We start from the raw sequence: 14,166 nt of genomic DNA on the forward strand, positions 1-14,166 counted from the left end.
TGACGCAAATCGTCGCTCCAATGCTCATAGATTGGCCTAGGAGGCACCGGTAGTATCGGAGTAACACCCGCTTCGACGTCACACGACCTATCCTGCCGCGGTAACCATCAAGGCAAGGGAGGATATATGATGGCGAAGATTCTCATGATCACCGGCGACTTCACGGAAGACTATGAAACCATGGTCCCGTTCCAGACGCTTCTGGCCTGCGGCCATAGTGTCGATGCCGTCTGCCCCGGCAAGAAGGCTGGCGACACGGTAAAGACCGCGATCCATGACTTTGAAGGCGATCAGACCTATTCGGAAAAGCCGGGGCACAATTTCGCTTTGAACGCCGATTTCTCCGCCGCCGACCCCGCCGGCTACGATGCGCTGGTCGTTCCCGGCGGCCGGGCGCCGGAATATCTGCGCATGAACCCGGATGTGCTCGCCAAGGTGAAGCACTTCTTCGACGCGGGCAAACCGGTCGCCGCGATCTGCCACGGTGCGCAACTGCTGGCAGCCGCCGGCGTTCTCAAGGGGCGCACCTGCTCGGCTTATCCGGCCTGCGCCTATGAGGTGACGGCGTCGGGTGGAACATTCGCCGATATCGCGGTGACAGAAGCCGTTACGGATGGCAATCTGGTGACAGCACCGGCATGGCCCGCACATCCGGCGTGGCTCAAGCAGTTTCTGGCGATCCTGTAGAGCTTGTTACCTGTGGAGTGATGCGAACAGCGTGGCTCCATCGGATCGCGACATATCCGGACTGCGCCGGCGTTCAAGGGAAGGAGGCCTTTGCAATGTGCGAACTCTTCATCAAGGCCGATGCCAGCCAGTGGCAAAGTCGAACGCACAGCCTGAGAATAGACGGCGTCGCCACCTCGATCCGCATCGAGAACCATTTCTGGGATACGCTGACCGAAATCGGGCTGCGCGACGGCATGACCGTCGCGCAGCTGATCACGAGGTTGTGGCACGAGGCGATGGATGCCGATCACGACCTCGGCAATTTCACCTCGTTTCTGCGGGTGTGCTGTGCCCGGTATCACGCGCTCATCGCAGCCGGCGAGATATCGGCGGACCTCAACGTTCCCATCGCCGATCACGCGGCGCGGGAAATCCTCGCCCGGGAAGCTCAGCGCCGTCATGCCGTGATCAACTGACCGGATCGCGGCCCAGCGGCTTCCGCACATTCTTCGAATTGCCGTCAAACCGATCCTGTGCCACGATGGGTGCAGGAGGAAAAGCGGATGGTGTCGACATTGTCGCACATACGGGAGATCGAGCGCGTCGGCATGGGCGCGGTCAGCCCGAGGGATGCGCCCGTCGTCCAGTCCTGGCTGCGCTGCCTCAACGATCACAAGCTCGACCCGACTATCGCGCAGGAAGCCTATATCGTTCCCGAACTGAAGCTGCGCGAACATCGCGAGCAGGCGGAAGAGCTGATCCGCATCGGCCGGTCCGGCCTCGAAACCCTGTTCAACCAGATCGCCGAGCAGAACTATGTGCTGCTCCTGTCGGACGCGCGCGGTGTGACCGTCGACTTCATGGGTGATCCGACCTTCGACAACCAGCTGCGCCGGGCGGGTCTCTATCTCGGGTCTGAATGGTCGGAGAGCCGGGCGGGCACCTGCGCGGTCGGCGCCTGCCTTGTCTCCGGCGAGCCGGTGATCATCCATCAGGACGACCATTTCGACACCAGCCATATCGGCCTCACCTGTACCGCCGCACCCGTTTTCGATACGCTGGGCGACCTGACCGCCGTCCTCGATATATCCCAGCTCCGCTCGCCGACGGCCAAGGCTAGTCAGCAGCTTGCGCTGCATCTCGTGGCCTCCACCGCGCGGCGCATAGAGCTTGCCAACCTGATGACCCGTACCCGCAACGATTGGGTGCTGCGGCTTGCACGCTCGCCTGAATTTCTGGATGTCGATCCGGATGCTGCCATCGCGCTCGATGGCAGCGGCCGCATCACGGGTATGACCCACGGGGGCTTCGGTGCGCTCGCGCGGTCCATGAACCTGCGTGGCCTTTCCACGCGGGATTTCCTGGGGCAGCCGATTTCGCAGGTTTTCGATATCGATGTCGACGATTTGCCCCGATTCATGCGCGGCCGGCCCAACGGTGAGCGGTTGATCCAGGCGCGCAACGGACTTGTGCTGTTTGCCAGCGCCATCGCGCCCGCCGTCAATCTGCGAACGCCCGTCGCTCCCGAACCGCGCCTGCCGCGGGCGCTGCGCGATCTGAGCGGCGGGGATGTCGCCATGGAGCGCGTGCAGGCGCGTGCGGCAAAACTTTCCGCCCGCGACATTCCGATCCTCATCCAGGGCGAGACGGGCAGCGGAAAGGAGTTTCTGGCGCGCGCGATCCATGACAGCTGCGCAAACCCGGGCAGCTTTGTTGCGGTCAACTGCGCGGCGATCCCGGAGCATCTCATCGAATCCGAACTTTTCGGCTATGCTCCCGGCGCCTTCACCGGTGCCAATCCGAAGGGCAAGCGCGGCCTGATCGAAGAAGCGAGCGGCGGAACGCTGTTCCTCGACGAGATCGGCGATATGCCGCTTGCCCTGCAAAGCCGGCTCCTGCGGGTGCTCGCCGAAAACGAGGTTCAGCCTGTCGGCGCGCTCAAGGCGCGGCCGGTGCGCCTGCGCGTGGTCTCCGCCTCCCATCGTGATCTCGCCGAACTTGTGAAGGAGGGCCGCTTCCGGCAGGACCTCTATTATCGGCTCAACGCCGCGACGCTCAGCCTGCCGCCGTTGCGCGACCGAACCGATCTCGACTGGCTGATCGGGCAACTCCTCGGGCGCATCGAGAAAGAAAATGGCGAGGCCTATCGCCTCGACAAGGATGCGCGCGCGGCGCTTCTGGCGCATGCCTGGCCGGGCAACCTGCGGGAGCTTGCCAATGCGCTGCGGGTTGCGGCGGCCCTTTCGGACGGTGGTCACATCACGCTGGATTGCCTGCCTGATCACATCTTCACCGTGTCTGCGCCCACCGCTGCGCACGATGATGGCTCCTTGCGCCGCGCCCTGAGCGAGTGCGGTGACAATGTCTCGGCGCTCGCCCGCAAACTCGGCGTCAACAGGTCCACGATCCATCGCCGCCTGAAGCGGCTCAACTGATGCAGCACCTGCAACACCTGTTGCAGGCGATCTGTTGCATTTGTCGGAAGCGTGTAGGGTGCTTCCTTGCAAGATCCTGATAATGCTAAACAAATAGGCATGCCGATTTTCTGGCACGACGCTTGCTGTCCCTCCTGTGCAAGAACAACATCAGGAGGGAATACCCATGAAAGCTCTGCGCTTTCACGCTGCCAAGGATCTGCGTATCGATACGATCGATCCTCCGCCATCGCCCGGCCCGGGCGAGGTGCTGGTCGAAAACCGCTTTTGCGGGATTTGCGGCACGGATCTGCATGAATATGCCTATGGTCCGATCTTCGTTCCCAGGGATCCGCATCCCTTTACCGGCGCGCACGGTCCGCAGGTTCTCGGTCATGAATTCGGCGGCGTCGTCAAGGCGGTCGGCGAGGGCGTCGGCCACGTGAAGCCGGGCGACCGGGTTTCGGTCCAGCCGCTCATCATGCCGCGCCGCGGCGACTACTACGCCGACCGCGGTCTCTTCCACCTGAGCAGTGACCTCGCGCTCGTCGGCCTTTCCTGGCATTCCGGCGGCATGGCGCAAGCCGCGCTTCTGAACGACTACAACGTCCAACCCATTCCCGACGAATTGAGCGATCAGGAGGCCGCCCTCATCGAGCCGACCGCGGTTGCCGTCTACGCCTGCGACCGCGCCGGTGTGACCGCCGGCAACAGCGTTCTTGTGACCGGTGCAGGGCCGATCGGCATTCTCGTCGCCATGGCGGCGCGGGCGGCCGGGGCCTCGCAGATATTTCTTTCCGACCTCAACGATACGCGGCTGGCGCTGGCCCGTGAAGCGCTGGGCGAGGTCCGCACCATCAATCCGAAGACGGAGAAGGTGGGAGACGTCATCCGCGCCGAGACCGAAGGCGGCGTGGGTTGCGACGTCGCCATCGAATGCGTCGGCAACGAGCATGCGCTGAAGAACTGCGCCGATGCCGTACGCAAACAGGGCGTCGTGGTGCAGACCGGGCTTCATCCGGGTGAGAATCCGTTGAACTGGTTCGACGTCACGTTCAAGGACATCGATATCCGCGGGTCCTGGGCCTATCCGACCCATTATTGGCCGCGCGTCGCCCGGCTGATTGCCAGCGGCCAGATCCCGGCAAGCCGGATCGTCACGAAGTATGTCTCGCTCGGCGAGGCTGTCACCGAAGGGTTCGACCAGCTGCTCGACCCTGCCGGCCGGCATCTGAAGATCCTGATCGACCTGTCGCGATAGGTCGGTCCGTTCTGCGGGACGGTTGAGGAGCCGTCCCGTTTTCCCACTGAGCAGGAGGAGAAACTATGCTCGAGAAAACCCCCACGACCCGCGTCCAGACACTTCTCGATACGCTCGGCGCCGCCCTTGCCGCCGGCCGTATCGACGAGGCCGTCAATCTCTTCGCCGAGGAATGCTACTGGCGCGATCTCGTCGCCTTCACCTGGAACATCAAGACGGTGGAAGGGCGCGATCAGGTGCGCGACATGCTGCAAGCGCAGCTGTCGACGGCCAAGCCGTCCAGCTGGCGCGTCGCTGCCGGCGAGGAAGCGACGGAAGCCGAAGGTGTTCTGGAAAGCTGGATTACCTTCGAGACGGCCACCGGGCGCGGCTATGGCCTCGTGCGCTTCAAGAACGGTCTGATCTGGACGTTGTTGACGGCACTTTCCGAGCTGAAGGGCCACGAGGAGAAATCGGGTTTCACGCGCCCTCTCGGCGCCAAGCATGGCCAGGACCTCGGTGCCAAGACCTGGAAGGAGGAGCGTGAAGAAGAGGAGCGCACGCTCGGTTACGAAAAGCAGCCCTATGTCGTGATCATCGGTGGCGGGCAGGGCGGCATCGCGCTCGGCGCGCGGCTGCGCCAGCTCGGCGTGCCCACTATTATCCTGGAGAAGAACGACCGGCCCGGCGACAGCTGGCGCAAGCGCTACAAGTCGCTCTGCCTGCACGACCCCGTCTGGTATGATCATCTGCCCTATATCGACTTCCCGAAGAACTGGCCCGTCTTCGCGCCGAAGGACAAGATCGGCGACTGGCTGGAATTCTATACGAAGGTGATGGAGCTGAACTATTGGACGCGCTCCACCGCCAAGTCAGCGAAATGGGACGAGGCAACGAAAGAGTGGACCATCGTCGTCGACCGCGATGGCGAAGAGGTGGTGCTGCGGCCGAAGCAGCTGGTCTTTGCCACCGGCATGTCCGGAAAGGCTAATATCCCTGACTTCAAGGGCCGCGAGCGGTTCCGCGGCGAGCAGCACCATTCCTCGCAGCATCCCGGACCGGATGGCTACAAGGGCAAGAAAGTCGTGGTGATCGGCTCGAACAACTCTGCGCACGACATCTGCGCCGCCCTTTACGAGGCCGGTGTCGATGTCACGATGATCCAGCGGTCGACGACCCATATCGTCAAATCCGATACGCTGATGGATATCGGCCTCGGTTCGCTCTATTCCGAGCAGGCCCTGGCGAATGGGGTGACGACGGCGAAGGCCGATCTCATCTTCGCGTCATTGCCCTACCGAATCATGCACGAGTTTCAGATCCCGCTCTATGACAAGATGCGCGAGCGCGACGCCGACTTCTACGCGGCGCTGGAAAAGGCGGGCTTCCAGCTTGATTGGGGCGCGGATGGTTCGGGTCTCTTCATGAAGTATCTGCGCCGCGGCTCCGGCTACTACATCGATATCGGCGCCTCGCAGCTGATCATCGATGGCAAGGTGAAGCTGGCGGCGGGCCAGGTCGAGGAAATCACGGAGAATTCCGTGAAGCTCTCGGGCGGCAAGGAGATCCCGGCCGATGTCATCGTCTATGCGACGGGCTACGGCTCGATGAACGGCTGGGTCGCCGATCTCATCGACCAGGAGACGGCCGACAAGGTCGGCAAGGTGTGGGGGCTTGGCTCGGATACGCCCAAGGATCCCGGTCCGTGGGAAGGCGAGCAGCGCAACATGTGGAAGCCGACACAGCAGGAAGCCCTATGGTTCCATGGCGGAAACCTGCACCAGTCGCGCCACTACTCGCAGTACCTCGCCCTGCAATTGAAGGCACGACTGGAGAACATTCCCACTCCGGTCTACGGCCTCCAGGCCGTTCATCACCGAAAGTAGAGTGCGTCAAAGCAGGCGGCCCGCCGAGGGCCGCCTGCCGTCACTGCCGATAGGCAAGCTTCCGGAGACGCAAGTGCGCAACCATTTCAGAACCACGGACCTCTAGTGGGTTGCCGGCAACCGTTTCTCGGTTTTCGCATCAAAGAGATGGACGCTGTCCGGGTTGCCGCGGAAATGGAGGGTCTCACCAACCTGAAGCGTGCTGTTGCGGGGAAATTCGACGCTCAGCATCTTCGAATGCCCGATTTCAATGTAGCCGTATGTCTGGCTTCCCAAGCGTTCGGCGACAACCAGTTCCCCGCTGAACCATGCCTCCTCGGGCGAACATTGCACGAGATCTTCGGGCCGCAGGCCCACAACAACCGGTCTGCCCGCGTTGGAAGCGCCCGCGACTCCGTCGAATTTGACCGTCCGGCCAAGGACCTCGATCGCGCCCGCCGAGAGGTTTGCAGGAATTGTGTTCATGGTCGGGCTGCCGATGAAACGCGCGACGAAGAGGCTGGCCGGGTTGTGGTAGAGTTCCAGCGGCTTGCCGATCTGCTCGACAACCCCGCTGTTCATGACGACGATGCGGTCTGCGAGCGTCATCGCTTCCACCTGATCATGCGTGACATAGATGGTGGTCGCCTTCATGCGGTTGTGCAGCTTGGCGATTTCCAGGCGCATCTCGACCCGCAGCGCGGCATCGAGGTTTGAAAGCGGTTCATCGAAGAGGAATGCGGCCGGCTCGCGAACGATTGCGCGCCCCATGGCGACGCGCTGGCGCTGTCCGCCCGACAGCTGGGCCGGCCGCCGTTCGAGGTAATCCGTGATCTTCAGGATTTCCGCGGCGTGCTGGACGCGTCCGTTGATGTCCTCATCCTTGTTTCCCCGCATCTTGAGGCCGAAGGACATGTTCTCCCGTACGCTCATATGCGGATAAAGGGCATAATCCTGGAAGACCATTGCGATATTGCGCTCGGCGGGCGGCAGCAGGTTGACCACCCTGCCTTCGATATTGAGTTCTCCGCCCGTGATCTCCTCCAGGCCGGCAATCATGCGCAAAAGGGTGGATTTACCACAGCCGGACGGACCGATGAGCACCAGAAACTCGCCGCTCTGTATGTCGATGTCGATATCATGAATGACTTTCAGATTGCCGTATGACTTCTGGATTTCCTTCAGTGCAATTCCAGCCACGATTTCCTCCTAAGCGCAACTTTCGTGCTTGACGATCATTATCGATGTCAATATCGATAATGATAAGTTCAAGAATACGCAACAGCTCAGGCAGGTCATGATGGCGTATTTTCCACCACGGCAGACGAACACCAAATCGCTAAAGTCAGGCGCGGCGTTCGATGCGCTGAAGCGCGACATCATGTTGGGCGTGCTCGAGCCTGGCACCGGTTTGACCGAGCTGGAGCTTGCCGCCCATTTCCAATGCAGCCAGGGGACGGTCCGCGAAGCGTTGCTGCAGTTGCAGGAAGAGGGGCTTGTCCTGCGGAAGGGCCGTCGCGGAACGCAGGTGTCCGAGTGTACGGAGGACGAGGCGATCGAGATGTTTCGGCTGCGCCAGCAGATCGAGGGCAACGGCATGGTGCGGGTGATGCGCTCGCCGAGCCGCACCTTGATCAAGGATCTCGGTGAGTTGCTGAACAAGATGCTGAAGGCGGCCGCCGCTGCCGATGAGCTGGAGCTTGCTTCGTTCGACCGCGATTTCCATCGCCGTATTTTCGAGGATGCCAATCTGCCGGCGCTCGATCCGATCCTGCATCGTTGCCTGGTTCACAACCATCGTTTCAAGATCTCCCGCAGTCCGATGTCCCGCGATCTGGAAGCGACCGCACTTCGCCACCGCAGCATCATCGAGGCGATCGAGAGCGGAGACCCGCGCCGCGCAACGGTCTCCATGCAGCATCATATTGCAACCATCGTCGACCTCGGTCCGGAGGTGTTCCCGGAGGCGGTGCAGTGAGCGACGGTCCGGGCCTGACCGGCGTGCTGTCGCCTGAAACCGTTGCCTTGGTCGAAAGGACTTTGGCGGAGCTCGGGCCTTTGCCGGATCCGACGACATTGCCGCCGGCCGAAGGGCGGGCTCAATCCCTGCTTGCCAACGCGCGCTGCAACGTCGACTTGCCGCCCATGCACCGGGCGTCCGAGATATGGCTCGACGAAGATGCCGAACTCGGCGCTGCGCGGTGTCGTGTGAGGGTCCTTGTGCCGCCGGATGCAGGCGTGGGCGCCATACTCTTTGTACACGGCGGCGGTTTTGCCTTTTGCTCGCCGGAAACGCATGAGCGCTGCGCCCGCGTATTGGCGATCGAAAGCGGCCTGCCTGTCGTATTGCCCGATTACCGGCTGGCCCCCGAACATCCCTTTCCGGCCGGCCTGAAGGACGTCATTTCGGTCCTTCGCAGCATTTTCGATGCGACGGAGAGCATTGGCGTTTCGCGCGGTCCCCTGCTGGTATCCGGCGATTCCGCCGGTGCGAACCTCGCGCTTGCGGCGATGCTGCACGAGCAGGCCGCAGGACGCGGCCTTCCGGACGGCGCGCTGCTTTTCTACGGCAATTATGCCCGCTCGTTCGAGACGCCGTCCTACATCCGCTTCAGCGAGGGGCCCGGCCTGACCCGGGGTAAGATGCAGCGCTACTGGTCTTTCTATGCCGGCGGGCAGGAAATTGAGGCGGACCCTTTGGCATGCCCGCTGGTTGCCGGCGATGCCGAGTTGGCAGCCTTGCCACCGCTGCATCTGATGGCGGCGGCAGTCGATCCGTTGCTGTCGGACACCTTGATGCTGAGCGATCGTCTCAAGGCGCTCGGTCGAGACGACGAACTGAGCATCGTGCCCGGCGTCATGCATGGCTTCCTGCAAAACACATACGAACTGTCTGCCGCACGGGAGGCTCTGGCGGCGGCGGGGCGTGCAGCAAGGCGGCTAACCGGCCGCTCTTGAACTATCAACTCGGAGGAGGAACACATGAAATTTTTGAAGACATTGGCGCTCGGCGCGGTTTTGGCGGCATCCGCCGCGTTTACCCAGGCCCAGGCGGAAACCGTTCGCTTCTGGTATCACTTCGACAATCCGGCCAATCCCATGGGCGATCTTGTCAAGAAGTTCGAGGCTGCCAATCCGGGCATCACCATCGAAGCCGAGAACGTGCCGTGGAACAGCTATTATGACAACCTCTACACATCGCTGGTCGGCGGTAACGCGCCCGACGCGGCGATGGTCAAGCTTTTCGCCCAGCCTCGTCTTGTCGAGATGGGCGCGCTCGAACCGCTCGCAGAGCGGATCGATGCCTGGCAAGGCAAAGCCGACCTGCTCGACAACCTGCTTGATCTGAACAAGGGGCCCGACGGCACGCAATATTACCTGCCGATCCAGTATGTCGTTCTTTATCTCTACTACCGGACGGACCTGTTCGAGGCCGCCGGCCTGCAACCGCCCAAGACCTGCGAGGAGTTCCGCGACGCGGCCATCAAGCTGACGAAGGCGCCCGAGACCTACGGCTTCGGCCTGCGCGGCGGCAAAGGCGGTTGGGACCAGTGGGGCGCATTCGTGATGTCGCAGGGCGCGGAGCTGAAGCCGGGCGGATTGGTCAATCCCGAAGCGATCGCGGCAAACCAGTGGCTGATCGACCTGTTCCAGAAGGACAAGGTCATTCCGCCGTCCGCCCCGAATGATGGTTTCCAGGAAATCATCGCCGCCTTCAAATCCGGCAAAACGGCGATGACCATTCACCATATAGGCTCTTCGAAGGACCTGGTGGCCGCGTTGGGCGACAAGGTTTCCGCCGTGCCGGTGCCGGCGTGCGGAAAAGGACGCTGGACGTCCTACGGTGACGAGTCGCTCGCGATCTTCTCGAATTCCGAAGTGAAGGATGCCGCATGGAAGTGGATATCCTTCCTGGCCGAAGGCGAGAACAATGTCGCATTCAACAGCGCGACAGGCCAGATGACCGTCACCAAGAGCGGCTCCGCCGACTGGAAGCTGCATGAACGGCGATTTGTCGATGCAACGATCGAGTCTCTGCCGTTTGCAAAGGTTCTGCCCCAGACTTCCGCCGTGTCGGAGTTCGTCAACACGGCATGGCAGACGCATATGCAGCAGGCGCTCACCGGGCAGATCACCGCGGCGCAGATGATGGAACAACTTCAGACGCTGTTTGCCGAGTAACACACGCTACCGCATTGCCCCGGCATCCGTGTCGGGGCGCTTTTCCCGGCCTTGAAATGGAGGCAGGAGCACTCATGTCTTTGTCGAATACTTCCCCCCTACAGCGTCATTGGGTCTTCGCGTGGCGGTCGGAGCGGCTTCTTCCCTATCTTCTGCTTGCGCCTGCCGTCGTCGTCACCCTTGTCATCGTCTTCATGCCCATGGTGCAGGCGGTCTGGACGAGCTTCTACGATCTCATCCTGTTCAAGCCGAACGCCAGCAAATTCGTCGGTTTTGGCAACTATGTGAAGCTTTTCAACGATCCGGTCTTCTGGACCGCGCTGTGGAACACGCTGCTTTGGATCGGCCTCACGGTTCCCTTGCAAATGGGGCTTGGCCTTCTCGCTGCCCTGCTTCTCAACAGGGAATTTCCATGGCGCGGGCTGGCGCGTGCGTTGATCATTATCCCGTGGGCGCTTCCCAGCGTCGTCATCGCGCTGATGTGGCGCTGGATCTATGATCCGAACACGGGCGTCCTGAACGATATCCTGGTCTACCTCTCGATCGTTCAAACCGCGGTGCCGTGGCTGGCCGATCCCGATGTCGCGATCTACGCAATTATCGCGACGCTGACGTGGCAGGGCTTTCCCTTCTTCGCCGTCATGATCCTGGCGGGCCTGCAGGGCATTCCGAAAAGCCAGTACGAGGCCGCATCGATCGATGGGGCGTCCGCCTGGAGGCAATTCATCCACATAACATTGCCGGGCATCGCGCCGGTCCTGGCGACGGCCGGTCTTCTCCGGGTGATATGGGTGGCCAATTCGATGGACGTCATCTTCGTGATGACCGGTGGCGGACCGGGCTATGCGACGCACACGCTACCGCTCTACGCCTTCATCAAGGCCCGCCAGAATCTCGATTTCGGCTACGGCACGTCTATAGCCGTCACTTTCACCATTCTTCTGGGGGCGTTCGTGGTCCTTTATCTCGCCCGCACCATGCGTGAGGTCGAACGATGACGCAGCAAAGCACATTTCGCCGGATCATTACCACCGACCTACCGGTTCTCCTGATCGTTCTCTTCGCCATGGCTCCATTCGTCTGGATGATCCTGACATCGCTGACGCCGACGGCGACGCTGTCGGCCACCGGGGTCTCGCTTTCACCCATGGGCTGGAGCATGGACAACTATGTCAGGCTCATCGAGCAGACGTCGTTCCTGAAGAACATGCTCGACAGCCTCATCATCGCCGGCGGAACGGTCGTTGTCGGGTTGCTTGTTTCCGTGACGGCTGCCTATGCCTTCTCCCGTTTTCGCTTCACCGGCCGCAAGTTGTTGATGATGCAGTTTCTGCTGATCAACATGTTCCCGATCGTGCTGCTGATCCTGCCGCTCTTCGTTCTCATGCGCAGTGTCGGCATTCTCGATACGCATTTCGGCCTGATCCTGGCCAATGCGACCGTCGCCATTCCCTTCGCCGTGTGGATGCTGACGAGCTACATCGCCGCGATCCCCAAAAGCCTCGACGAGGCGGCAATGACGGATGGATGCTCCCGTCTGACCGCCCTTCGCAAGGTGGTCCTGCCGTTGACCATGCCGGGCATCATCTCGACCGGCATCTACATCTTCATCACAGCGTGGAACGAATATCTGTACGCCTTGACGCTCGGCGGCCGAAACGTCCGGCCGGTGACCGTCGCGATCCAGACACTGATCGGGGAATACCAGATCGAATGGGGCCTGCTGGCAGCAGGCGCCGTGGTCGGTGCGATGCCGGCAACGATCCTGTTCCTGCTCGTTCAGCGCCGTCTGATCGGCGGCCTGACCCAGGGGGCGGTGAAGGGGTGATTGCGAAAGTCCGCCAGCAATTGAATTTGTATGCACTGAAAAGGAAAAACAGATGAACCCCGTCGGGTTGATTTCCATGCAGTATGCCAGGCCGTTCACCGCGGAGCACTTCCCGCTCTTTGCGAAGATGCGCGACCACGGCTATGATTTCGTCGAACTTCTTGTTCCCGAAGTCGGTGAACTCGATATCGCCGAGGCCAAAAGAGCACTCGACGATGCCGGCCTCGGCGTCGTTCTCGCCGCCCGTGTCAACCTGCAGCGCAACCTGTCCTCGGCCGAAACCGAAGCCCATCGCGCCGGGATCGATTATCTGAAATACACGGTCGATTGCGCCGCCGGCCTTGGCGCGACAATCGTCGGCGGGCCACTCACCGGGAACCCGCTCGTGTTTGCGGGCCGCCCTCCGCAGCCGGTCGACGAGGCCGAACGCCTCGCTCGAAAGGATCGTTGCGTCAGAGGCTTGAAAGAGGCGGGCGATTATGCGGCCAAGGCCGGCGTCCTTCTGGCAGTCGAGCCGCTGAACCGCTTCGAAAGCGACGTGCTCTGCACCACGCAGCAGGCAATGGAACTGCTCGACGCCGTCGATCATCCGGCCGTGAAGCTGATGCTCGATACCTTCCACATGCATATGGAGGAAAGCTCGCTCGGCGAAGCCATCCGGCTCGGCGGCGACCGTCTGGTGCATTTCCAGGCCAACGAGAACCATAGGGGCTTTCCCGGTACGGGACAGACCGACTGGGTGGAGGTGTGCCGCGCGCTTCATGACGTCGGCTACAAGGGGCCGATCTCACTTGAACCCTTCCGTCGTAGCGATGACCGTTTCGGCGTGCCTTTTGCCCAATGGCGCGCGCCGCATGAGGACGAGAGCGATCGCCTCGCCGCATCCAGTGCCTTCATCAAATCCCACCTCCTGCTTACGGAATATCGTCGATGACTATAAAAATCGGTTGGATCGGTTGCGGCATCCACGCCACCCAGATGCTGCTGCCGCAGCTCGTGCGTCACGACGTGGAGATCATCGCGCTATGTGACATTGATTCCGAGCGCCTCAGGAATGCCGGTCGCCAGTTCGGCGTCAGGAACCTCGTGACCGATGTCGACGATCTTCTGAAGACACCGGGGATCGATGCCGTCGGTATGGCGGTCGGGCCGGACCAGCACCTTGCCTTCGGCAAGGCGGCGCTGGAGCGCGGCCTGCCGGTCTTCATGGAAAAGCCGCCGTCCGGCTCGGCGGCCGGTGCGCGCGAACTCCTTGCAGCCTCCGAAAAAGCGAAGAAGCCGCTGCTGCTCGGCTTCATGAAGCGCTACTCGATCGGCAACCGGATGGCGGCCAACATCGTCAAATCCGGCCGGTTCGGCGATGTGCTCGGTTTGACCGGCTATTACATGACGGCGCCGGGCTATTTCGCCGGCAATGTCGACTACACGGGATTCTTCCTGCACCACTGCGTGCACTATATGGACCTGGTGTCCTTCCTCGTCTCGCCGGTCCGTTCGATCTCTGCCCGCAAGGTTGAAAAGACGCCCGGCCGGGTGCTCTTCCACGTCGGTTTCGAATTCGAGTGCGGTGCGATCGGCAACATCGCCATGGGCACGATCCAGTCGCGCGGCACGCCGGTCGAACGCATCGAACTTATGGGCGATCATCAGCGTATCGAGGTGGATGACGTGATCGAGATCAAGTGGCACCGCAATCCGCCCTTCAAGATCGACGATCTCGGTGCGACCCTGTCGGAAGATTGCGACACGCTGACGTGGAAGCCGAATTTCACGGCGGCCGCCAACGAAGATCCGAAGGGATACCATTCACTCCTGGCCGATGTCGTGCCGGCGCTTGGTGGGGCAGCCACCCCGGCGCCGACGATCGCGGACGGCGTCATCGCCATGGAGCGTCTGGAAACCCTGCGCCGCGAACTGGCTCTCTAGATCTGGATCGGCGGTTCCGGGCAACCGGGCCCGCCTCTTCAC

The 14,166-nt window shown here is 61.8% G+C and carries 13 protein-coding genes; 12 read left to right on the forward strand and 1 reads right to left on the reverse strand.

The window, feature by feature from the left end; all coding sequences use genetic code 11:
- Nucleotides 1-126 precede the first annotated feature (126 nt).
- The 5 genes from B5M41_RS02605 (at nucleotide 127) to B5M41_RS02625 (ending at nucleotide 6,209) form a co-directional block, all read left to right on the forward strand.
- Complete coding sequence (locus B5M41_RS02605; protein WP_134646708.1) at nucleotides 127-687, forward strand: DJ-1/PfpI family protein; 561 nt, start codon at nucleotides 127-129, stop codon at nucleotides 685-687.
- A 95-nt stretch (nucleotides 688-782) separates the two neighbouring features.
- Entirely contained in the window at nucleotides 783-1,145 is a 363-nt protein-coding gene (locus B5M41_RS02610; RefSeq protein ID WP_134646710.1) for a ribbon-helix-helix domain-containing protein, read from the forward strand.
- Between the two features lie 87 nt (nucleotides 1,146-1,232).
- The gene (locus B5M41_RS02615; protein WP_134646712.1) at nucleotides 1,233-3,104 is read left to right on the forward strand and encodes a sigma-54-dependent Fis family transcriptional regulator; all 1,872 of its coding nucleotides are present in this window, start codon (nucleotides 1,233-1,235) and stop codon (nucleotides 3,102-3,104) included.
- Nucleotides 3,105-3,270: 166 nt separating this feature from the next.
- Nucleotides 3,271-4,344, forward strand: coding sequence for a 2,3-butanediol dehydrogenase (locus B5M41_RS02620; RefSeq protein WP_134646715.1), 1,074 nt, complete (start codon nucleotides 3,271-3,273; stop codon nucleotides 4,342-4,344).
- Between the two features lie 65 nt (nucleotides 4,345-4,409).
- Nucleotides 4,410-6,209, forward strand: a complete 1,800-nt coding sequence (locus tag B5M41_RS02625; protein WP_134646717.1) for an NAD(P)/FAD-dependent oxidoreductase — start codon at nucleotides 4,410-4,412, stop codon at nucleotides 6,207-6,209.
- Nucleotides 6,210-6,311: 102 nt separating this feature from the next.
- On the opposite strand, the gene B5M41_RS02630 is transcribed toward B5M41_RS02625, so the two are convergent.
- Nucleotides 6,312-7,388 carry an ABC transporter ATP-binding protein gene (locus tag B5M41_RS02630; protein WP_134646719.1) on the reverse strand — a complete coding sequence of 359 codons (1,077 nt, stop codon included), beginning with the start codon at nucleotides 7,386-7,388 and terminating at the stop codon, nucleotides 6,312-6,314.
- Nucleotides 7,389-7,416: 28 nt separating this feature from the next.
- Between B5M41_RS02630 and B5M41_RS02635 the strand changes: the two genes are divergently transcribed.
- The 7 genes from B5M41_RS02635 (at nucleotide 7,417) to B5M41_RS02665 (ending at nucleotide 14,124) form a co-directional block, all read left to right on the forward strand.
- On the forward strand, nucleotides 7,417-8,166 hold the full coding sequence (locus tag B5M41_RS02635) for a GntR family transcriptional regulator (RefSeq protein WP_230639956.1): 750 nt from the start codon (nucleotides 7,417-7,419) through the stop codon (nucleotides 8,164-8,166).
- Between the two features lie 80 nt (nucleotides 8,167-8,246).
- Nucleotides 8,247-9,146, forward strand: coding sequence for an alpha/beta hydrolase (locus tag B5M41_RS02640; protein ID WP_230639957.1), 900 nt, complete (start codon nucleotides 8,247-8,249; stop codon nucleotides 9,144-9,146).
- 24 nt (nucleotides 9,147-9,170) lie between these two features.
- The gene (locus tag B5M41_RS02645; RefSeq protein WP_160870454.1) at nucleotides 9,171-10,370 is read left to right on the forward strand and encodes an ABC transporter substrate-binding protein; all 1,200 of its coding nucleotides are present in this window, start codon (nucleotides 9,171-9,173) and stop codon (nucleotides 10,368-10,370) included.
- Nucleotides 10,371-10,444: 74 nt separating this feature from the next.
- Nucleotides 10,445-11,368 carry a carbohydrate ABC transporter permease gene (locus B5M41_RS02650; RefSeq protein WP_134646723.1) on the forward strand — a complete coding sequence of 308 codons (924 nt, stop codon included), beginning with the start codon at nucleotides 10,445-10,447 and terminating at the stop codon, nucleotides 11,366-11,368.
- A complete protein-coding gene (locus B5M41_RS02655; RefSeq protein ID WP_134646725.1) occupies nucleotides 11,365-12,198 on the forward strand; it encodes a carbohydrate ABC transporter permease in 834 nt (277 codons plus the stop codon). The genes B5M41_RS02650 and B5M41_RS02655 overlap by 4 nt, the downstream gene beginning before the upstream one ends.
- Before the next feature lie 52 nt (nucleotides 12,199-12,250).
- A complete protein-coding gene (locus B5M41_RS02660; protein ID WP_134646727.1) occupies nucleotides 12,251-13,132 on the forward strand; it encodes a sugar phosphate isomerase/epimerase family protein in 882 nt (293 codons plus the stop codon).
- Complete coding sequence (locus tag B5M41_RS02665; RefSeq protein WP_134646729.1) at nucleotides 13,129-14,124, forward strand: Gfo/Idh/MocA family protein; 996 nt, start codon at nucleotides 13,129-13,131, stop codon at nucleotides 14,122-14,124. The genes B5M41_RS02660 and B5M41_RS02665 overlap by 4 nt, the downstream gene beginning before the upstream one ends.
- The last annotated feature ends 42 nt before the right edge of the window (nucleotides 14,125-14,166 follow it).

The organism is Shinella sumterensis (genome assembly GCF_004514425.2).
Lineage (GTDB): Bacteria > Pseudomonadota > Alphaproteobacteria > Rhizobiales > Rhizobiaceae > Shinella > Shinella sumterensis.

Excerpts from the sequence above, each read along its gene's own strand:
- B5M41_RS02605 (WP_134646708.1), top strand. The coding sequence starts at position 127 with ATGATGGCGAAGATTCTCATGATCACCGGCGACTTCACGGAAGACTAT.
- B5M41_RS02610 (WP_134646710.1), top strand. The coding sequence starts at position 783 with ATGTGCGAACTCTTCATCAAGGCCGATGCCAGCCAGTGGCAAAGTCGA.
- B5M41_RS02615 (WP_134646712.1), top strand. The coding sequence starts at position 1,233 with ATGGTGTCGACATTGTCGCACATACGGGAGATCGAGCGCGTCGGCATG.
- B5M41_RS02620 (WP_134646715.1), top strand. The coding sequence starts at position 3,271 with ATGAAAGCTCTGCGCTTTCACGCTGCCAAGGATCTGCGTATCGATACG.
- B5M41_RS02625 (WP_134646717.1), top strand. The coding sequence starts at position 4,410 with ATGCTCGAGAAAACCCCCACGACCCGCGTCCAGACACTTCTCGATACG.
- B5M41_RS02645 (WP_160870454.1), top strand. The coding sequence starts at position 9,171 with ATGAAATTTTTGAAGACATTGGCGCTCGGCGCGGTTTTGGCGGCATCC.
- B5M41_RS02650 (WP_134646723.1), top strand. The coding sequence starts at position 10,445 with ATGTCTTTGTCGAATACTTCCCCCCTACAGCGTCATTGGGTCTTCGCG.
- B5M41_RS02655 (WP_134646725.1), top strand. The coding sequence starts at position 11,365 with ATGACGCAGCAAAGCACATTTCGCCGGATCATTACCACCGACCTACCG.
- B5M41_RS02660 (WP_134646727.1), top strand. The coding sequence starts at position 12,251 with ATGAACCCCGTCGGGTTGATTTCCATGCAGTATGCCAGGCCGTTCACC.
- B5M41_RS02665 (WP_134646729.1), top strand. The coding sequence starts at position 13,129 with ATGACTATAAAAATCGGTTGGATCGGTTGCGGCATCCACGCCACCCAG.